Source organism: Flavobacterium sediminilitoris (assembly GCF_023008245.1).
GTDB classification, from domain to species: domain Bacteria; phylum Bacteroidota; class Bacteroidia; order Flavobacteriales; family Flavobacteriaceae; genus Flavobacterium; species Flavobacterium sediminilitoris.
The window spans coordinates 2,771,509-2,793,947 of sequence record NZ_CP090145.1 but is presented as its reverse complement, the minus strand read 5'-3'; the positions used below and the strand labels follow the sequence as shown (position 1 = coordinate 2,793,947).

Genomic DNA, 22,439 nt, shown 5'->3' with positions numbered 1-22,439 from the left:
ACGCAATGTATCCAAACAAAATAAAATATAGCTACCTATTATTTTTTATTGGTTTTTCAATTTTTGCACAAAATAAAGATTTTACTCAATTTGTAAATCCATTAGTTGGAACAAAAAATATGGGACATACTTTCCCTGGAGCAACAACTCCTTTTGGAATGGTACAATTAAGTCCTGAAACAAATTTACAAGTAATGTTTACTGAAGATGGAAAATACAATCCAGACACTTATAAATATTGCGCAGGTTATCAATATGATGATGTTACTATTTTTGGTTTTAGTCACACACATTTAAGTGGAACAGGGCATTCTGATTTAGGTGATTTCTTAATAATGCCAACAACTGGTGTTTTAAATTTAAATCCTGGCGATGCAAAACAACCTAAAAGTGGTTATCACTCTCAATTTTCTCACAATAACGAAAAAGCTTCACCTGGATATTATAGTGTAAAACTAGATGATTATAATATCAAAGCTGAATTAACAGCCACAGATAGAGTTGGTTTTCATCAATATACTTTCCCAAAGTCAGATGATGCTCATATTATTTTAGATTTAATCTCAAATATTTATTTGCACGATGATAAAAATACTTGGACATTTATTCGAGTAGAGAATGATTCTTTAATTACAGGTTACAAACAAACGAATGGCTGGGCAAGAACTAAATTTGTGTACTTTGCTATGCAATTTTCAAGACCATTTACAAGTTATGGTCATAAAAAATATGATAAAACAAAGTATAATGGTTTCTATAGAAAATTTAATGAAGAGCACAATTTTCCAGAAATGGCTGGAAAAAATTTAAGAGCTTACTTTAATTTTAAGACAGAGGAAAATGAAAAAATCAAAATTAAATTTGCTTTATCCTCAGTTAGTACTAATGGAGCTTTATTAAACCTAAATACCGAATTACCACATTGGGACTTTGAGAAAGTTAAAAATGAAACAAAAGAAAAATGGAATAAAGAACTTTCAAAAATTGACATTGAAACTGAAACATTAGAACAAAAAGAAACATTTTATACTGCTATGTATCATAGTATGTTAAGTCCTATAATTTATGAAGATGTAGATGGAAGCTATAGAGGTTTAGATCAAAACATACATAAATCAGATGGTTTTGTAAATCATACTGTCTTTTCTCTTTGGGACACTTACAGAGCTTTACATCCGTTATACAACATTATTCAACCTAAAAAGAATAATGATATGATTAAGTCTATGTTAGCACATCACGATCAAAGTGTGCATAATATGTTACCTATTTGGAGTCATTATGCTAACGAAAATTGGTGTATGGTTGGTTATCATGCTGTTTCAGTAATTGCTGATGCTATAGCAAAAGGGACAACAGATGTTGATTTAAACAAAGCACTTTTAGCTTCATCAAATACAGCAACAGTTCCTTATTTTGATGGTTTAGAATATTATATGAATTTAGGATATGTTCCTGAAGATAAAAGTTCTTCTTCTGTTTCAAAAACGTTAGAATATGCTTATAATGATTGGTGTATTGCTCTAATTGCAAAAAAAGCAAATAATACTGAAAAATATAATGAATATTTAAAACGTTCTGAAAATTATTTAAACGTTTACGACAAAGAAATTGGTTACATGAGACCAAAATTAGCTAATGGAAATTGGAGAAAAGAATTTGATCCGTTAGACACACATGGACAAGGCTTTATAGAAGGAAACGCATGGAATTATGGACTTTATGTTCCACATCAAATAGATAAAATGATTCAAATGATGGATGGAAAAGATGCATTCTCAAAACATCTTGATAAAATTTTTACAACTCCTATAGAAGATAAATACATAGAACATAATGAAGATATTACACGAGATGGAATAATTGGAAATTATGTTCATGGAAATGAGCCAGGTCATCATATTCCATATTTATATAATTTTACTAACGAACCTTGGAAAACGCAATCAAGAGTTAGAATGATTTTAAATACAATGTATAGCAATAAAGAAGACGGTTTATGTGGTAATGATGATGCTGGACAAATGAGTGCTTGGTATATTTTTAGCTCATTAGGATTTTATCCTGTAAACCCAGGTTCTACTGAATATTCAATAGGAAGTCCATCCATAAAATCAGCTATTATTTCTTTAGAAGATGGCAATAAATTCACTATAAAAACGATCAATAATAATGATAAGAATATCTATGTAAATAAAATTAAGTTAAATGGAAAATTAATTAATACTCTATCTTTGCGCCACCAAGATATTGAAAATGGTAGTGAACTTATCTTTTATATGAGTTCTAAGCCAAATAAAAAATTTATAAAAAAATAATTTTTGCAATTTAGATCCTCAATAAGCACTTTTAATAAGACTATATTTTTTAGTATAGTTATAATGCTTATTGGGGTTACTTATCCTGCCTTTTCTACTAAAGATATTCTAAGTTTTATTATTGTAGCTACAATAAATTATTTAAGTGTAGTACTATTGATTTGGATTTTATTGCATACTAAATATAAAATAAAGCATTCAACCTTATTTTGTGTATCTGGTCCATTTAATAAAGAAATTGATATAAAATCAATAAAAAAAATTCAAAATCATAATGGTATTATTGTTCCCGTAACATGGAAATTAGCACTAAATTCAAAAGGTTTAATTATTACTTATAATACCTACGATGATATATATATATCACCTTCAAATGAAGAAGCCTTTCTGAAAAGCCTACTCGAAATTAACCCCAATATACTAATACTAAATTCTGAAAATGCATTCTAATTTTCGTTCAGTACTGCTTATTTTTATAATTAGTACTACCTTTTTTTCATGTCAAGAGAAGAAAATAAAAAATATAGCTCCTATAAATAAAATCAATTCTACAATAAATTATATTCCTTCTTTCCCCAATTTAGATAAAGACTATTCCAAACTAAAACAAACTGAAATAAAACACTTTTATGATACAAATATTAATATAGACAACTTCAGCGGTTCGTTTTTAGTAGCAAAAAATGGAAAAATAATATTTGAAGATTACCAAGGTTTTTCTAATTATAATAAGAAAGAGAAAATTTCAGCTTCTACTCCATTACATTTAGCATCTGTAAGTAAAGTTATGACTGCATCTGTTATCTTACGATTAATTGACGATCATAAGTTAAAACTAAACACAACATTAAAATCGATATTTCCTGAATTCCCATATAAAGACATAACTATTGAATCTCTTTTAAATCACAGAAGTGGCTTAGCTAATTATGCTTATTTTAGTGAGAATGATTCCATTTGGGATAAAACAAAAACACTTAAAAATACTGATATTTTATCATTACTATCCACCAAGAATATTAAACTCGATTTTACTCCTAATACTAAATTTAGTTATTGTAATACAAATTATGCTTTATTAGCATTAGTCATTGAGAAAATTTCAAAGCAATCATTTCCTGAAGCTATGAATAAATTACTTTTTGAACCTATTGGAATGAAAAATACTTTTGTTTTTGAATTAAACAAGCAAAAAGATACTATTTCTAAATCTTATAAAAGCACATGGCAAGAAATTCCTTTTGATCATTTAGATGCTATTTATGGTGATAAAAACATTTATTCAACACCTCAAGATATACTTCAATTTGATTTAGCAACATATTCAAATACCTTTTTAAGTAAAGAAATTAAAGAGCTTGCTTACAAAGGATATAGCTATGAAAAAAAAGGAGTCAAAAATTATGGATTAGGTATACGTTTAAACGAATGGGATGATTATACAACATTATATTATCATAATGGCTGGTGGCATGGCAATACTTCGGCATATATTACATTGAAAAAAGACACTGTTACAATGATAGCTTTATCAAATAAATATACTCGAAAAGTTTATCAAACAAAGCGATTATCTTCTTTATTCGGAAATTATCCTTTTGAGGTTGAAGAAGAATAAATAGTCTTAATGTTCTAAAAAAAGCCTATAAAATTAATTTTATAGGCTTTTTTTATAATTTGGATTAAAAATAAAAATTAATATTATATCAAATAGATTCCATCATCTTTGATTTCAATAAGTTTTTGCCTATATAAATTACCTACTGCTTTTTTAAAAACTTTCTTACTCATTTTTAAAACAGTTTTAATATCTTCTGGATGTGAATTATCATTTAATCCTAAATAACCTCTATTTGATTTCAATTCATCAAGAATAATTTGTGATGACGGTTCAATTGCCTCAACGCCCAACTTTCGAAGTGAAACATCAATTTTTCCATCTGGTCTAACATTCTTAATATATCCTTTTACTCTCATACCAGGCTTTATATCCTCGTATACTTCATTTTTATAAGCTAACCCTCTATGTTTCTCATTTATAATTACATTAACTCCTGCATCAGTAATATGAGACACAATTAAATCAACTTCTTCTCCATTTTCAACTGTAATTTCATCATTGTTTAAAAACTGTTGTGTTTTGCTTGAAGCAACCATTCTATTGGTTTTTTCATCCATAAAACAGTAAATTAAATACCGTTTACCTTCTTCCATTGGTCTGGCTTGTTCTTTAAAAGGCACAAACAAGTCTTTTTCTAATCCCCAATTTAAGAAAGCTCCAAATTTATTAATATAATTTACCTTTAAGTGTGCAAATTCATTTAGTTTAACATACGGTTTTAATGTTGTTGCTACAGGTCTTTCTTCATGATCTAAATATACAAACACAGTAATATCATCATCAATATGAAATTCCTTTGGAACATATTTATTAGGTAATAAAACATCATTTTCTTCGTTCTCTCCATCACCTAAAAAAAGTCCTACTTTTGTATCCCTAAGTATTTTTAATGTATTGTATTGACCTATTGCTAACATAATTTTTTCTAAATTGTTTACAAAGGTAGTTAATTGATTTTAATAAATTAAATACCTATTTCAAGTTGAATTCTAGTGTACCAATTATTCTTTGTCACATTGTTTAAATAATCTAATTGACTATACGTTACTTCTGCTTGTAATTTAAATGCGTGTTCCCACAAATAACGTGTAAGACCTAAACTAAATTGTTTTGTATCAGGTGTAAGTGCTTTTATTTCATTTTTTACATTTTGAGTAGAAAAACGCCCTACAATTTCGTAATTACTTGGAAACACATAACTTAATTGATAATCCATTCCTTCTCCTGCAAAAACATAATTGAAATCAGTAATATCATTTGGATTATATGTGATTAAATCTTTTGCATCGCGTTGCATATAAGTACTCATAAAACTCCATCCGTTATATTTTAATAGAGCGTCTACAAAAAGTGAGCGCATAGTTTTAGGAGCAAAAAGTTCATTACCCAATTGACCTTGAGTTCTTACAGCTCTATTATTTTGATGATAAACACCTGATAACATTAATTTAGGTGTTTCCTCTCTTAAAATATCTCCTTCAAAAAAACTTCCATTTTTTTTAAATGATCCAAAAGGAAACAACTCTACTTTTCCTGTTAAAGCAACACCATCATCAGATGTTTTTGTCCAGTTTCTTCCTTCACCTGTTGAAATAGCTGTTTTAATATTATATGAAAAAACATCTTTCTTTTCATTCAAGTAATATGCTTGAACACCAAAATCCCTATCAATTGTAAATCTTGCATTATTAATTGTTCTATCCGTTAATTGTAAAGCTCCTGAAGAATTAACACGTTGTCTATTTCCTGGTAATTTTGTTTGTCCAAAAACAAAATTCCATTTTTTATTTGGTCTATAATAAAAAGCCGCATCACGAATAATGTTCACATTACTTCCTTCTTCAACAACACCTACATCTCCTGGTGCAAATGATAGCTGGATTACATATAGAAACTTTGGATTACCAACATAACCATCTAATCGTAAACGCAATCTTCTTATATGAGCTTCATATCTGTTATCTTTATCCTCTTCATCAAAATAAGTAACTCTATTTTGCATTCTAAAGCGAATATTCAATTGAAATAAACTATCAGGAGAAGTAATTCCAAGTCCTTTTCCATAGCTATAATAGGGCAATGCTGCCAACTTTAAATCGTTATTTTTTATTGAATCTTTTTTTTCTTGCGAAAACCCTAAAATGGATAAAATAAAGAATAGTGTAGTAATTAAAAATTTCATTTTTTGTATGTTAGTGTGTTATTGTTGGGTGCAAATTTAAAATAATTTATATAATATATACAGCTTTAATTACCTTTGCAAAAAATTACACTATGTCAAACATATATATAGGATATCATTTTACAATAGAACCAGTAGAATTAGGCTCTGAAATATTATTAGCAGAACTAGGAGAAACTGCTTTTGAAAGTTTTGTTGAAAATGAAAATGGTCTTTCAGCTTATGTTCAAAAAGAATTTTGGAATGAAAATATATTAAATGATATTTACATTCTTAAAAACGAAGAATTTAAAATTTCATATACTTTTGAAGAAATTGATCAAGTAAATTGGAATGAAGAATGGGAAAAAAACTTTGAACCAATTGATGTAGATGGAAAATGTCATGTTCGTGCTCCATTTCATGAAAAAACAAATGCAGAATTTGATATTGTAATAGAACCTAAAATGAGTTTTGGAACAGGACATCATGAAACAACTCACATGATGATTCAACATTTATTAGAAACTGATGTAACTAATAAAAAAACACTTGACATGGGTTGCGGAACTGCCATCTTAGCTATTCTTGCTGAAATGAAAGGCGCACAACCAATAGATGCTATTGATATTGATAATTGGTGTTATTTAAATTCAATTGAAAACGCGGAACGCAATAATTGTAAACATATAACAGTATATGAAGGTGATGCTACTTTATTAGAAGGTAAAAAATACGATGTTATAATTGCAAATATTAATCGAAATATCCTTTTAAATGATATGCAACAATATGTTGATTGTTTAAATCAAGGCGGTATATTATTTTTAAGTGGTTTTTATACTGAAGATATTTCTATAATTAATGCTTCATGTATAGAAAAAGGACTAAATTATGTTAAAAAATTCGAAAGAAACAACTGGGTTGCTTTGAAATATGTAAAACAATAATTAATTTTGGACTAATTTTTAATTAACTAAAAATGAGTACGATAGAAAAAATAAAAGAAGAACTTTTAGTTGAAGAGTTAATAGGTATAAATAATGAAATCATTTTATATAATGATGATGTAAATACTTTTGACCATGTTATTAATACTTTAGTAAGAGTATGTAATCATGAAGCATTACAAGCTGAACAATGTGCTTTATTAGTACATTATAAAGGTCAATGTGCCGTAAAAACTGGAAATTATGAAGAACTTATACCTTATTGTTCAAGTTTACTTGAGGCTGGTTTAAGTGCAGAAATTCAATAAAACAAAAATCCGACAGTGTAATGTCGGATTTTTGTTTTATTGAAATGTCTTGTCCTAAAATAGCGATACATAGAAGTGGAATTCCTAGAAAAAAATGGACAATTTTGATAGACCTTAAGACCTTAAGCGATCATTTTTAAATTGTTGTTAATTATTTTTTTTGATATTCTAAAATAGTTTAAATTATTTAATTGTTTGTACCTTCTTTTGATACTGTAAAATGTTTTGAAAAACTTTCCACAACAGCATTATATCAACAATTCCTTTTCTTGACAGCTCTGATATAAGTGATGACTGTATCCAAGTTGTATTCTCTTTTAATTACTCTAAACTCTCTTTTCAATTTATTTTCTAAAACAGCATATTTATGGGAAGAATTTGTAGTTATTTTGAACTTACATTTTATAATACTTTACAAATGAGGTTTTTACATTAACTTTCTAACTAACTCTTTGTAAGTTTTAAATCCTAACGTTTCCAACTCTTTTGCTATTCTTGGACTATCTACTTTCTTTTGCTTTGGTAATAAACTCCTTTTTTTAACGTTTTACATTATCAGAGCTAACATTTAGTTCATTAGCAACACTAACCGAGCTACCTCGTTGGTTAACTGCCTTTAGCTTAAATGATTGCTTTGCAGTTCTAAACTGTGAATTCTTTTCTGTCTTTCCATTTTGTAAAGTTACAGTAGAAGGACTTAATTAATTCGTCCATCCAAAGGTAGTAACTCCAAAATGAGAACTTATAAAAAACATGCAAGTGTTTAATTACCTATTTTTAGCTAATAAACAAACCTGCATCGATTTTTTAGGACGAGTCAAAAAAGATATTATTTTACCTTACTATTATTCTCCTATAATCCGTTTTATTTCCATTAGTGACTTTAACTAAGTACATTCCTGATGTTAAATCTAAATCTAAATTAGTTTCATTATTAAATACCTTTTCTAAAACTAATTGTCCTGTAAGAGTATATAATTCAACTTTTGATTCATCTTCTAATCCAGAAATTATTAAATAATCAGTTGTAGGATTTGGGTAAACTTTAATCTTATTTTCTGTAAAGTTTTGATTAGATAAAGTAAATGACCATGTGTCTCCATAATTTGCTCCAAAAATATAATCTGCTAATTCTGGATAGTCTATAAATGGATTACGATTTACTTGCCAAGTATAAATATAATTGTTACGATTCATTTCAAAGTCATCTGCTGGATCTTGTGTGTTCCAAGTTAACAATGAAGCTAAATCTCCTAATTGATTTGCTGTATTATCTGGAGGATTTCCGTTTACTAATTCCAAACCATTATAACGAACTGCCATATAAAACAAAGCTCTTGCAACATCACCATGCCAACTTCCCTGACTTCCAGAAGGACCATTATAATCTAATCCATAATCTTTATTACTTCTACTTGAATTTTCTGCACCATCTTCTGCTCTAATATGATGTGCATCTCCATGACCTGATTGGATATCATCTGCATTTGTAGGCAACCACACATTGATTCCATCTGGAGTAGAATCTGTTCCTCCAGAAAAACCACCTCTAGATTGTGGAAAAATATGTTCTCTATTCCAAACTCCAATATTACTTGAACCTGTTTGATAATCTAAAATTGGTTTTGGACTTTCGACATACATTTGCCAAACTTCATTTGAATTTTTCGGATTTTTATCAGATTCTTTCAAAATATATACAATATCTCCATAATTATGAGCATGCACTGTATTCGGGTCTGCAATAATATCTTGTAAAGCTTGTCTTAATGCATCACCAGACAAACCTTCTAATGAATCGTAATAACCCGCAGGAATTGTTGGTGCAACCAATCCGTATGTAGGATTAAGCGGTGTTCCATAAGATTGAACAATATAATCGTTATCATATATTCTTATTATGATATTATCATTTGCAGAAGCATAACCAAAAGGTAATGATTGCACATCAATAAGCATTTCTTCATCTCCTTCATCTGTAGTATCGTCAAAAATATTAATATTCGTTTGAGTTGTTGTTTCTCCAACTGGTATTAAAACGGTTAAACTACCTGATCCAATATAATCATTTACCATAAAATTTCCATTAGTAAGTGTAATATTGATTTCCAAATCTTGATCAGTTACAGGTGTATCTGTTGTAAAAACAATGTTGAAATTTTCTCCCTCAATATAACTATTTTGGCTAGTTAAAATAGTTAAATAATTAATTACAATTCCTGAACCATCATTATTAATACCAGGTGTAGGCGTTTTTGCTTCGTAAGTTCCGTCATTTTTTCTTTGAACAGACTGTGTAGTATTTTCTCTTGTACAAATAGTTACATTTAAAATGGACATTAAATTTGTAGGTTGACTTGTACTATTAGAATAAGCTAAAGCATCAATTAAATTTGTAGTTGTAGCTAAGGTTCCTGTTGATGTAGAAGCATTGTAAGGAAAATCATCAGAACTTCCTTGATATAAGGCAACTATATCAGGACCATTTTCAATAGCTCCGTTAAAAAAACTCCCCATTGGAGAAGGAGAAACCATTGTATTTCCAAAATGAGCAATCCCATTAATATCAGTAGTATAACCATCTAAATCGATAGTAAAATAACTTGAAACATTGGTCTCATTAAAAAAAACTAATACATATCCGTCCAAAGGAAAATTAGGATTTGTTGATTTTAATTCTATAAATTCAAGTTGATCTGAACCTGCTGTATCAGCATCTATTTCATTAATCACAATTTGTGAGAAAGAAAAATTAAAAAGAAAAAGAAAAAAAAGTACTTTTTGAGTCATAATAATTACCTTTAACTTCAAAGGTAGTTCATTTATCATTCAAAGAATAGCTCAATTAAGTTGTTTTATCAACAAATCTTCAAAAAAATGAAAATTGTCAAACTAATTTTACAATTTTCTTTTTTTATCTGGAAATTATGATATAATTTAACGCAACTTTTTGTTAAAATTACAATCCTAAATAAAACATCATTTTGAAAATCAAAAGTTTAATTCTATTTATAATAAGTTCATTTGGTTTTGCTCAGCACACTTCCTTTCTTAATGTTAGGGCAAACACTAATGAAAATACATTGCTAATAAAACAAGAGTTAAATTATGTAAATAATACGAATGATACTATATATAGTATTGCTTTAAATGATTGGAACAATGCTTTTTCTTCAAAAAATTCGGCATTAGCTAAGCGATTTTCAGATGAATACATCAGAGCTTTTCATTTAGCAAAAGATAATGATAGAGGTGCTACCACAATAAATACGATATTAGACATTAATTTTCAACCATTAAGTTGGCATCGAAATGAAAAACATGTTGATATTGTCCATGTAAAATTATCAAAACCAATCACTCCTTTTTCAAATCAAAAAATAACGCTTTCATATACTGTTAAAATTCCGAATGATCGATTTACTAGATATGGGTTTAATAATGATGGAAGATTATACTTAAAAAATTGGTTCCTTGCTCCTGCCCGTTTTGAAGATAAACAATTTATTATTCAAAGTAATGAGAACTTAGATGATATTTCAAATGCTCTTTCTGACTATGAAATTATATTTGAGATTCCAAAGAACTATTTTATTACTTGTGATTTAAACACGGATAATGAGATTGAAGTAACAAACAAAGAGTATAATACTTATAAATTTACTGGAAAAAACAAATCTGATGTCACAGCAATTATTTCTACAGAAGAAAAATTTATAAACTACAAAAATGAAATTATTGAGGTAAGTTCAAATTTAAATACAAAATTAGAAAATGTACAAAAAGCAATAATAATTGATAAAATAACACATTTTATTAATGACAAAATTGGCAAAAGTCAAATAGAAAAAATTATAGTATCGCAAGAAGATTACAATCGTCAACCATTTTATGGATTAAATCAATTACCCACATTTTTAAGTCCTTTTTCAGATGAGTTAATGTTTGAATTAATGTTTTTAAAAACATATTTAAATAATTATTTAAAGTTAACATTACAACTAACACCTAGAAAAGACCAATGGATTTATGACGGAATTCAAGTTTTTTTAATGATGCAATATATTGATGAATATCATTCTAATGTAAAAATGACTGGAAATTTAGCCAACCTAAAACTATTAAAATCTTATCACTTCATTAATATCGATTTTAACGAACAGTATAACTATTTATACATGTTGATGGCTAGAAAAAACTTAGATCAACCTCTAAATGAACCAAAAAACAGGCTAATAAAATTTAATGAACAAATTGCTAATAAATATAGAGCTGGTTTAAGTTTCAAATATTTAGATAGCTATTTAGAAAATGAAATTGTTCTAAGTTCTATTAAAGAATTCTTAGAATTAAATGAAACCTATCAAACAAATAAAACCGATTTTGAAACAATTTTAAAAAGTAAAACAACAAAAGATATCAATTGGTTTTTTAAAACTATAATTGAAAGTAGAGATTTAATTGATTTTAAATTTGGCAAAATTAAAAAAACAGAGAATGAGGTAACGGTTAAAATTAAAAATAAAACTAAGACAAATGTACCTATTTCACTCTATCAACTAAAAAACGATAGTATTATTTCAAAAACTTGGCTTGAAAACATAAAAACAGACACAACATTTATTTTACCTAGAAATGATGTAGATAAATTAGTTCTAAATTATAATAATGAAGTTCCAGAATACAATTTAAGAAATAATTGGAAATCATTGAGAGGTTTCTTATTTAACCATAGACCTTTAAAACTTAATTTTTATAAAGACTTAGAAGACCCATATTATAATCAGTTATTTTATGTTCCTGAATTTGAATTTAATTTATACGATGGAATTGCTTTTGGAGTACGATTCAATAATAAATCATTACTCAATAAACCTTTCTCATTTAGCATTGCTCCTTTTTACTCTACAAATACTGGAAAAATAATTGGTGATTTTTCTGCTAACGTTGATGATTATATACGAGATGATGGAAAATTATACAGAATCATTTACTCTATAAGCGGTAATCAATCTCATTATGCTCCAAATGCCAAATACACACGCGTTATTCCATCTATTCAATTTGTTTTTAGAGATCCTAATTTTAGATCAAACAAGAAAGAAGTTATTCAAATTAGACAATTATTTATTGATAGAGAATCAGCGCCAAATACAACAATAAACAAAGCCGAATCGAAATATTCTGTTTTTAGTGTTTCTCATTTAAATAGTCAATCTGAAAGTACTAAACTATTTAGTTTTTATAATCAAGTACAAATCTCAAATTCTTTTGGAAATATCACAAGTGAAATAAATTATAGAAAATTATTTGAAAACAATAGACAATTAAGTTTAAGATTTTTTGCTGGAAACTTCATCTATAGAAGTACAAAGTCTGATTTATTTACATTTGGATTAGACAAACCTGCTGATTATACATTTCAGACAAATTTATTAGGTAGAAGTGAATCAACAGGCCTATTTAGCCAGCAGTTTGTCAATGCAGAAGGTGGTTTTAAATCTATCCTTGATACTCGCTATGCAAATCAATGGATGACAACTGTAAACGCTTCGTTTAATATATGGAATTGGGTACAAGTATATGGCGATATTGGAGTACTAAAAAACAAATTTATACCCGCAGAATTTGTATATGATTCTGGAATACATTTAAATTTAGTTCCTGATTATTTCGAATTATTCTTACCTGTTTACTCTTCAAATGGTTTTGAATTAAATGATAAAAATTATGGGCAAAAAATCCGATTTATTGTAACGTTAAGTCCAAAAACACTTATTTCATTATTTACTAGAAAATGGTTTTAATCATTGAATATGATTTTTTATTGAATTATCATCAACAAAAAACCACATAATCCTCTATTTAATGTTATATTTCTATAAAAAATACGATATTAATAATAATTTTCAAAAAGATAAGTCTTTCACTATTGCATTTTAACTCCTATTTAATTACATTTGTTGCAATAACAACATTTACATTATGAGTAATTCTGTCGCTAAAGAAACTTTGTCTTTTCAAGATTTCAAAACCGAAGTTATCAATGATTATAAAATAGCTGTAACAAGTAGAGAATGTAGTCTTTTAGGACGTAGAGAAGTTCTTACTGGTAAAGCTAAATTTGGTATTTTTGGTGATGGAAAAGAAGTACCTCAATTAGCATTAGCAAAAGCATTTAAAAATGGTGATTTCCGTTCAGGATATTACAGAGACCAAACCTTCATGATGGCAATTGGCGCAATGAATATTGAACAATTCTTCGCTGGATTATATGGTCATACAGATATCAATCATGATCCTATGAGCGCTGGTCGTCAAATGGGTGGACACTTTGCAACACACAGTTTAGATGAAAATGGAAATTGGAATAATTTAACTGCTCAAAAAAATTCTAGTGCTGATATTTCTCCTACCGCAGGTCAAATGCCTCGTCTTTTAGGATTAGCACAAGCATCGAAAATATATAGAAATGTAAAAGGATTAGAAAATAAAACCAATTTTTCTAATCAAGGTGATGAAATTGCTTGGGGAACAATAGGAAATGCTTCTACATCTGAAGGATTATTTTTTGAAACCATTAATGCAGCAGGTGTATTACAAGTTCCAATGGTTATGAGTGTTTGGGATGATGAATATGGAATTTCGGTACATGCAAAATATCAAACTACAAAAGAGAATATTTCGGAAATTTTAAAAGGTTTTCAACGAGATGAAGATAATAATGGTTATGAAATTCTACGTGTAAAAGGATGGGATTACCCAGCTTTAGTGGAAACTTATCAAAAAGCATCTCAAATAGCAAGAAAAGAACACATTCCTGTTTTAATTCACGTAAATGAATTAACACAACCTCAAGGGCATTCAACATCTGGAAGTCATGAAAGATATAAAAGTACTGAACGCCTTGAATGGGAAACAGAATTTGACTGTTTAGCACAAATGAAACTTTGGATAATTGCAAACAATATTGCAACTGAAGAAGAACTAACAGATATCAATTTAACAGCAAAAAAAGCCGTTTTAGAAGGAAAAAAAGCAGCATGGACTGCATTTACTTCACCTATCAAAGCTGAACAAGAAGAGCTTATTACCTTGCTAAAATCAATTGCTGAAACAAGTACGAATAAAGTTTTTATAGAAAAACATATTAATGATTTATCTGTTTTAAAAGAACCTATTCGAAAAGATGTCTTAACTACTGCTCGTAAAGCCTTACGTTTACTAATTAATGAAAGTGGAAAAACAACTTTAGGAAATTGGATAACTACTTATCAAGAAAAAACCCAACCTAAATTTAGCTCACATTTATTTTCTCAATCTGATAAAAATATATTTTCAGTAAAAGAAGTAAAACCTACTTATGATGAAACGGCTGAAGATGTAGATGCACGTTTAGTTTTACGTGATAATTTTGATACTATATTTTCAAAATATCCTGAAACCTTAATTTTTGGAGAAGATTCAGGAAATATTGGAGATGTAAATCAAGGATTAGAAGGCATGCAAGAAAAATATGGTGAATTCCGTGTTGCAGATGCTGGTATTCGTGAAGCAACTATTTTAGGGCAAGGAATTGGAATGGCAATGAGAGGATTACGCCCTATTGCTGAAATTCAATATTTAGATTACTTATTATATGCCATTCAAATAATGAGTGATGATTTAGCAACTTTACAATACAGAACCAAAGGAAGACAAAAAGCACCACTAATAATAAGAACTCGAGGTCATCGTTTAGAAGGTGTTTGGCATTCTGGTTCTCCTATGGGAATGATTATCAATGCTATTAGAGGAATTCATGTACTTGTTCCTAGAAACATGACAAAAGCAGCAGGATTTTACAATACTTTATTAGAAACTGACGAACCTGCTTTGGTAATTGAATGTTTAAACGGATATCGATTAAAAGAAAAAATGCCTACCAATTTAGCTGAATTTAAAACACCTATTGGTGTTGTTGAGACTATAAAGGAAGGAAAAGATATTACATTAGTATCTTATGGTTCTACTTTACGTTTAATTGAACAAGCAGCTAAAGAATTACTAGAAATTGGTATTGATGCAGAAATTATAGATGTTCAATCTCTTTTACCTTTTGATATCAATCATGATATTGTAAAAAGTCTTGCTAAGACAAATCGCCTTTTAGTTATTGATGAAGATGTTCCTGGTGGAGCTAGTGCTTATATCCTACAGGAAATTATCGAAAATCAAAAAGGTTACAAACACTTAGATAGCGAACCACAAACATTAGCTTCACAAGCACATAGACCTGCTTATGGAACAGATGGGGATTATTTCTCTAAACCAAGTGCTGAAGATATTTTTGAAAAAGTATATGCAATTATGCATGAATCCAATCCAACTAAATATCCAAGTTTATATTAAGATTTCAATACTATATATTAAAAAAGAGGCTTATAGAGCCTCTTTTTTGTTTTTTTATTAAATTTAAATATTTCAAAACACTTTTATATTGTTTTTAGCGCTTCAATCAAACCATCAATATCTTCTTTTGTATTGAAATGACTAAATGAAATTCTAATATTAGGTTTTTGTTGATCTTCTAAGGATAAAAACTCAGCCAAAACATGAGATGGCTTACTACTTCCACTTTGGCACGCACTTCCTCTTGAAACTGCCACACCTTTCATATCTAATAAAAATAATAACATTCCTATTTTACTACTTTCAAAAGGCAAAATCACATTAACTATATTATAAAACACCTGTTTTCCTATAATTTTAATATCTGGAAAAGTTAATTGTAATTGCGAGATACAGTATTCTTTTAAATCAGTAATATATTTTCGTTCTTTTTCTAAATAGTCATAAGACAACTCTAAAGCTTTCGCCATACCAGCTATTTGATGAACTGCTTCAGTTCCAGCACGAAAACCTTTTTCTTGTTCTCCTCCATAAATTAGTGGTTGCAATACAATATTTTTTCTAATAAAAGCGAAACCAACACCCTTAGGACCATGAAATTTATGCGCACTTCCTACTATAAAATCAACAGGAAGTTGTTGTAAATCTATCTTAATCTTACCTACTGATTGCACCATATCACAATGAAAAAGTACTTTATTCAATTGACACAATTTCCCTACTTCTTCTATATCCAAAATTTCTCCCGATTCATTATTCACATGAATTAAAGAAACTAAAGTAGAAACCTCGTCTTCAAAAAGACTCTCTAAACTAGTAATATCAATAACTCCATTAGAAAGAACAGGAAGATATACAATTTCAACACCAAACTCCTGTTCTAATACCATAATAGTATGTAAAGTAGCATGATGTTCAATTTTTGATGTAATAATTCTCTTTACTCCTAAGTCTTTCACTGCACCACGCAAAATCCAATTTGTAGCTTCAGTTGCACTTGACGTAAAAATAATTTCAGAAGCTTGAGTATTCATTAGTTTTGCAATACTCTTTCTCGCAGATTCTAATATTGTTTTTGTTTCTCTTCCAAAACTATGAGACGACGATGGATTTCCATAATTCTCTAACAAAATAGTTGTCATCGTTTGCACAACCTCTTTCCTTAATGGTGTTGTAGCAGCATTATCTAAATATATCTTTTTCATAAAAACAATATTAATACAAAGATATAAAAGTGAGCTTGTATAACTATTTATTTAAAACAAAAAAACAGTTGTATAAAGATTTACACAACTGTTTCAATATAGATTAATATCTAAAAATTAATTCTTAACAAACTTCTTAATGATGTTTCCATCAAGAGTATTAACACTCATAAAGTATACCCCTGAATTTAAATCAGAAACATTAATATTTGTTGTTGTATTATTTACTTTAATATTTTTAACAACTCTACCATTTATATCTGTTATAGAGATAGTTTGAATTTCAAAATCTGGAGATGAAATATTAACCACATCATTTACAGGGTTTGGATAGATTGAAATGTTTGTGTTTTCAAAAGAACTCGATGAAAGAACAGATGAAAATTCAATTTTATCCAAAACAAGTGAAGTTAAAGCAGTTGTAATAGGATTATTATGATTAAATGAAAAATAATAAATTCCTGCACTTGGAGCTGTATAAGATGCTGTATTAACAACAAAGCTAGTCCCTATTACAGAAACAGTACTCAAAGTTGTAGTTTGGTCTGCAACTGTAGGAGCTGTTCCTACTTTAGCTAACAATGTATTTGAGATTGTAGTACTTGTAGATCTTGTTGAAAATTGTAAAGTTACTTGCTCTCCTGCCGTTAAATATATTGGTCTTGAAAACAGCCATCTATCTGTTACTGCTGTTGTAGATGAATTACTAAAAACCATTTGAACTCCATCTGCATAATAAGCCGCTTCAGCATTGTTATTTAAATTAAATGCGCCCGACCAACCATCTGCAAAATAGCCTTCATTAGCAGCAGTAGTTTCAAAACCATAGTTATATGGTAAAGAATTAGAAGTAAAAACAGAATAAGGTCCAACCCATGAACTTCCACATGAATTTCGAATATAAAATTGATAACGAGTGCTTTCTGTTAAAGCAGAAAAAGTATATGAATTTGTTGTAGGCGTAGCTTGAACAGTTGGGACTTCTCCTGGTAATACTAACGCTACGTCATAACCAGTAGCTCCCGTTATTGCGTTCCAATTCAAAGTAACACTATTATTTGTAATAGCAGATGTTGTAAATGCTCTATTTGGTGGAGTACATGTATTAGCAACAATAGAAACATTATCTATTCCAAGCAAAAACATATCCGTTGAAAAATTCCTAAAAGCGATATAAATTGGTCCTGAATAAGAAGATAAATCAATACTTCTTTTAGTCCATGCAACATTTTCACCCGTAGTTCCTGTCACTCCATCACCTTGTGAAAACAATTCAGTAGTAAAATTAGACACAGCGTTACCTGAAGTAGATATATATACTTTATAAGAATCTTTATATGCAGAATCATAAGATCTTGCGTCAAAATATAATGTCTTTGTTCCAGCAGGTAAAGTAATTTGAGGAGATACTAACCAATCATTTGAGGTTCCTGCAGGACTATAATAAGAAGTACTCATTGCAATATTATTATCAAACTCTTCTGCAGCCTCTATCCAAGCATTATCTACAAAACTTACTTGAGAATTCGGCACTAAGTTATCTTGGTTATAAATTGTCCAAGATGACATACCTGAACCTATTCCATCAAAATTTTCAGTAAAAACCTGAGCAGAAATAAAATTTATTGTTCCAAAAACCAATAATAGTAATGTTTTTTTCATAATTTATTTAATTTTTTTTTAATTAATAGTTGGTAAATATAACTAAAAAATAAATATTCTATAATAAAAATAATACAAAAAAAAATATTTAACTTTTTAAGTATTAATTTTATTAAAAATCTATAATATTCAAATACTACCGAATTTAAATCGGAAATACACGAACTTACTTTTAGCTTAATTGTCATAAAAAACTACAATGTTTAATCTATTAAATTATATAAAAACAATTATGAAAAAACAAAAAAGGGAGTCTTATTATAAGACTCCCTTTTTTGTTTTTCAACCAATACTTTATAAATATGTTTTAGATAATAAATAAAAGTCAGCTAAAACTAATGCTGCCATTGCTTCTACAATAGGAACTGCTCTAGGAACTACACATGGATCATGCCTTCCTTTTCCTTGTTGCTCTATCAAATTACCTTTATTATCTAATACTTCTTGTTTCTGTAAAAGTGTGGCAACAGGTTTAAATGCTACTTTAAAATAAATATCCATTCCATTGCTTATTCCTCCTTGAATTCCTCCCGATAAATTTGTTTTTGTTGTTCCATCTTCATTAAAGGAGTCATTATGCTCACTTCCTTTCATTTTTGCTCCATTAAATCCACTTCCAAATTCAAATCCTTTTACTGCATTTATAGACAACATTGCTTTACCTAATTCCGCATGAAGTTTATCAAAAACAGGTTCTCCTAAACCGATAGGAACATTTTGAATTACACATGTTACAACTCCTCCAACTGTATCACCTTGTTTTTTTATTTCTTTAATGTGTTCTTCCATTTTTATAGCCAATTCCAAATCTGGACAACGAACAGCATTGCTTTCTATTTTTGAAAAATCTATTTCTTGATATGGTTTATCTAATGTTATTTCTCCAACAGCAGATACAAATGCATTAATTTTTATTTGAGGAATGATTTGTTTTGCAACTGCTCCTGCTACAACCCTACTTGCCGTTTCTCTTGCTGAACTTCTTCCTCCTCCTCTGTAATCGCGAATTCCATATTTTTTTTCATAAACATAGTCTGCATGACTTGGTCTATATGTATCTTTAATATGTGAATAATCATTTGATTTTTGATTAGTATTAGGAATTATAAAGCCTATTGGTGTACCTGTAGTAACTCCTTCAAAAATACCTGATAAAAATTGAACTTCATCTTCCTCTTTTCTTTGAGTAACTATACTAGATTGACCTGGCTTTCTTCTTTGCATTTCTTTTATTATAGCCTCAATATCTAATTCAATACCAGCTGGACAACCGTCAATAATTCCTCCTAATGCTTCTCCATGCGATTCTCCAAATGTTGAAAGTCTAAATAGTGTTCCAAATGAATTTCCTGCCATAATTATAATTTTACTCCAAGTGTTTGATTAATAGCCCCGATGGAAGTGATTACCTTGTAAAAGCGTACAGCGGGACATACATTTAAAAAATACCAATAGCTTGGCTTCTTTAATTTAAACAACAAATTTAATTATTATTTTAATAAGTTATCACTTAAACATTTATAGTTATTTACAAAAAAGTACAATTACTTGATTATCAGTTGATTATATTTATAACGTTTTAAAATTTGAGTATTTTACACCTTTTTATGCAATATTGTAATCAAAATATCGTTAAAAGGTTTAATTTTGCTTAAAACAATTAAAATAAATAAAATGAGAAAAATAATTTTATCGGTTTTTATGCTAATAGGATTAGCACTAAGCACACAAGCTCAAGAAATTTCTAAAAACGCATTAGGGTTAAGATTAGGAGACAATGATGGTTTTGGTGGTGAAATTTCTTATCAAAGAGGTTTATCTGACAACAATCGTTTAGAATTAGATCTTGGCTGGAGAAATAGTAATCATGTTGATGCTATTAAATTGGCTGGTTTATACCAATGGGTTTGGAATATTGACGGTGGATTTAATTGGTATGCTGGAGTTGGTGGTGGATTAGGTAGCTGGAGTTATAATTATAACCAAAATGGTTATAAATATAAAGATAACGGTGCTTACTTTTTTGCTGCTGGAGATATAGGAATTGAATATTTATTTGATTTTCCTTTACAATTATCATTAGACTTTAGGCCAGAAATTTATTTTAATTCTGATGATTTTAGAGAAGATAACTTCGGTCCAGATATCGCTTTAGGTATTAGATATAGATTTTAATAAAAAAAGAGGAACTAATAGTTCCTCTTTTTTATTTTTTATTTTACATTGTATTTTTCGACTTTTGGAATGATTGATATACAATATGGATTTGTTAGTGCCATTGTTACATATTTTTCTTTTGATGTAATAATCTTTGAATAAACAACCAACTCATTTTCAAGTAACTCTATCTTATCAATATCTATTGAAAATCCTCCTGTACTTTTTTGTCCTAAATGTAATATTATAATATTATTTTTATTAAAATTAATCTCTGAGATATTTGGTACAAATTCTGTAATTTCAAGTCTTTCTAACTCTTTAATAAAATCATCTTTATTATCTATTATAAGATGTCCTTTTTCTTCATTTCCACCGTAAGAAGCACTGTAAATTGTATTAAAATCCATGGTAATATCTTTTTTACTTGAACTACAAGACATTGTAAGTAGTAATAGTGTTGTGAATAAAATTGTTTTCATTTACTTATATAGATTAATTGCACTTTGATATACTTCTTCATAAAGTGGTAATATTTTTTTAATATCAAACTCACTTGCTCTTTTTAAAGCATTTTTCTTGAATGTATTTATTTTTTGATCATCTTGAAGAATTGTAATTGCGTTTTTACTCATATCTTCTATATCACCTACATCACTTAAATATCCTGTTACTCCATTTATGTTTACTTCTGGCAAACCTCCAGAGTTACTAGAAATTACAGGTACTCCGCATGCCATTGCTTCCAAAGCTGCTAACCCAAAACTTTCTGTTTCTGATGGCAATAAGAATAAATCGGTATAACATAAAATTTTATCTATTTCATTACTATTTCCAAAGAAAATTACTTTGTTATGAATTCCTAACTGAACGCATAAATTTTCTGCTCCTTCTTTCTCTGGACCATCTCCAACCATCATCAATTTTGCAGGTATCTTCTTTTGGATTTCATAAAAGATCCTAACAACATCTTCTATTCTTTTTACTTTTCTAAAATTGGAGATATGAGTAACTACTTTTTCTTCTTCGGTTGCCATTAAAGACCGATGACATGGAGTATTTTCATCCATTCTTTCTTTATTAATTTCAATAAAATTAGGAATTACTTTGATGTCATTTGTAATATCAAACAATCTGTAAGTATCATCTTTTAGACTTTGTGAAACACTTGTAACAATATCTGATTTATTAATACTAAAACTTACTGCTGGTTTATAAAATGGATGATTTCCTACTAAAGTAATATCTGTTCCATGTAATGTTGTTACCATTGGGATTTTTATTCCTTCTTCCTCAAGCATTTGTTTTGCCATGTAACCAGCATACGCATGTGGAATTGCATAATGCACATGTAAAACTTCTATTCCATACAATTTTACCATATTAACTAACTTACTTGATAAAGCTAACTCGTATGGCTGATAATGAAATAAAGGATATTCTGGAACGTGTACTTCGTGATAATAAATATTTTGACTTAATAAGGCTAATCGAACAGGCTGACTATATGTAATAAAATGGATTTCGTGTCCTTTTCTTGCTAACTCAAGTCCTAACTCTGTTGCAACTACTCCACTTCCGCCAAAAGTAGGATAACAAACTATAGCTATTTTCATTGATTTTTTTTAAACGTTAAAAGTACCATAATTTTATTATCTTGATTTTT

16 protein-coding genes are annotated in these 22,439 nt (G+C 28.6%); 8 read left to right on the top strand and 8 right to left on the bottom strand.

The features are described from left to right. Positions 1-5: 5 nt before the first annotated feature. The 3 genes from LXD69_RS12725 to LXD69_RS12715 are packed head-to-tail and all read left to right on the top strand — an operon-like array spanning position 6 to position 3,936. Positions 6-2,318, top strand: coding sequence for a GH92 family glycosyl hydrolase (locus LXD69_RS12725; RefSeq protein WP_246915691.1), 2,313 nt, complete (start codon positions 6-8; stop codon positions 2,316-2,318). A 3-nt stretch (positions 2,319-2,321) separates the two neighbouring features. Continuing rightward, complete coding sequence (locus tag LXD69_RS12720; protein WP_152640679.1) at positions 2,322-2,768, top strand: PH domain-containing protein; 447 nt, start codon at positions 2,322-2,324, stop codon at positions 2,766-2,768. Beyond that, positions 2,758-3,936 carry a serine hydrolase domain-containing protein gene (locus LXD69_RS12715; protein ID WP_246915690.1) on the top strand — a complete coding sequence of 393 codons (1,179 nt, stop codon included), beginning with the start codon at positions 2,758-2,760 and terminating at the stop codon, positions 3,934-3,936. The genes LXD69_RS12720 and LXD69_RS12715 overlap by 11 nt, the downstream gene beginning before the upstream one ends. 83 nt (positions 3,937-4,019) lie before the next feature. Here the strand turns inward: LXD69_RS12715 and LXD69_RS12710 are convergent, their stop codons facing one another. Together LXD69_RS12710 and LXD69_RS12705 are read right to left on the bottom strand one after the other, a co-directional pair. Continuing rightward, a complete protein-coding gene (locus LXD69_RS12710; protein WP_246915689.1) occupies positions 4,020-4,856 on the bottom strand; it encodes a CvfB family protein in 837 nt (278 codons plus the stop codon). Between the two features lie 47 nt (positions 4,857-4,903). Then, positions 4,904-6,121, bottom strand: a complete 1,218-nt coding sequence (locus tag LXD69_RS12705; RefSeq protein ID WP_246915688.1) for a porin — start codon at positions 6,119-6,121, stop codon at positions 4,904-4,906. Positions 6,122-6,213: 92 nt separating this feature from the next. Between LXD69_RS12705 and prmA the strand changes: the two genes are divergently transcribed. Continuing rightward, on the top strand, positions 6,214-7,050 hold the full coding sequence (gene prmA / locus LXD69_RS12700; protein ID WP_045971523.1) for a 50S ribosomal protein L11 methyltransferase: 837 nt from the start codon (positions 6,214-6,216) through the stop codon (positions 7,048-7,050). Between the two features lie 32 nt (positions 7,051-7,082). After that, positions 7,083-7,358 carry an ATP-dependent Clp protease adaptor ClpS gene (locus tag LXD69_RS12695; RefSeq protein WP_246915687.1) on the top strand — a complete coding sequence of 92 codons (276 nt, stop codon included), beginning with the start codon at positions 7,083-7,085 and terminating at the stop codon, positions 7,356-7,358. Positions 7,359-8,192: 834 nt separating this feature from the next. Here the strand turns inward: LXD69_RS12695 and LXD69_RS12690 are convergent. Beyond that, positions 8,193-10,148, bottom strand: a complete 1,956-nt coding sequence (locus LXD69_RS12690; RefSeq protein WP_246915686.1) for an endonuclease — start codon at positions 10,146-10,148, stop codon at positions 8,193-8,195. Positions 10,149-10,342: 194 nt separating this feature from the next. Between LXD69_RS12690 and LXD69_RS12685 the strand changes: the two genes are divergently transcribed. Next, a complete protein-coding gene (locus LXD69_RS12685; protein ID WP_246915685.1) occupies positions 10,343-13,165 on the top strand; it encodes a gluzincin family metallopeptidase in 2,823 nt (940 codons plus the stop codon). 178 nt (positions 13,166-13,343) lie between these two features. Continuing rightward, complete coding sequence (locus tag LXD69_RS12680; RefSeq protein WP_246915684.1) at positions 13,344-15,749, top strand: alpha-ketoacid dehydrogenase subunit alpha/beta; 2,406 nt, start codon at positions 13,344-13,346, stop codon at positions 15,747-15,749. Positions 15,750-15,832: 83 nt separating this feature from the next. On the opposite strand, the gene LXD69_RS12675 is transcribed toward LXD69_RS12680, so the two are convergent. The 3 genes from LXD69_RS12675 to aroC all read right to left on the bottom strand — a co-directional run bounded on the left by LXD69_RS12675 (position 15,833) and on the right by aroC (position 19,972). After that, complete coding sequence (locus LXD69_RS12675) at positions 15,833-16,954, bottom strand: cysteine desulfurase family protein (RefSeq protein WP_246915683.1); 1,122 nt, start codon at positions 16,952-16,954, stop codon at positions 15,833-15,835. A 117-nt stretch (positions 16,955-17,071) separates the two neighbouring features. Then, on the bottom strand, positions 17,072-18,616 hold the full coding sequence (locus LXD69_RS12670) for a T9SS-dependent choice-of-anchor J family protein (RefSeq protein ID WP_246915682.1): 1,545 nt from the start codon (positions 18,614-18,616) through the stop codon (positions 17,072-17,074). A 294-nt stretch (positions 18,617-18,910) separates the two neighbouring features. Continuing rightward, a complete protein-coding gene (gene aroC, locus LXD69_RS12665; RefSeq protein ID WP_246915681.1) occupies positions 18,911-19,972 on the bottom strand; it encodes a chorismate synthase in 1,062 nt (353 codons plus the stop codon). Positions 19,973-20,290: 318 nt separating this feature from the next. Between aroC and LXD69_RS12660 the strand changes: the two genes are divergently transcribed. Beyond that, entirely contained in the window at positions 20,291-20,791 is a 501-nt protein-coding gene (locus tag LXD69_RS12660; RefSeq protein ID WP_045971664.1) for a hypothetical protein, read from the top strand. Positions 20,792-20,829: 38 nt separating this feature from the next. Here the strand turns inward: LXD69_RS12660 and LXD69_RS12655 are convergent, their stop codons facing one another. Then, the gene (locus LXD69_RS12655) at positions 20,830-21,255 is read right to left on the bottom strand and encodes a protease complex subunit PrcB family protein (RefSeq protein ID WP_246915680.1); all 426 of its coding nucleotides are present in this window, start codon (positions 21,253-21,255) and stop codon (positions 20,830-20,832) included. After that, positions 21,256-22,389 carry an N-acetyl-alpha-D-glucosaminyl L-malate synthase BshA gene (gene bshA / locus LXD69_RS12650; RefSeq protein ID WP_246915679.1) on the bottom strand — a complete coding sequence of 378 codons (1,134 nt, stop codon included), beginning with the start codon at positions 22,387-22,389 and terminating at the stop codon, positions 21,256-21,258. It abuts the gene before it with no gap. Between the last annotated feature and the right edge of the window lie 50 nt (positions 22,390-22,439).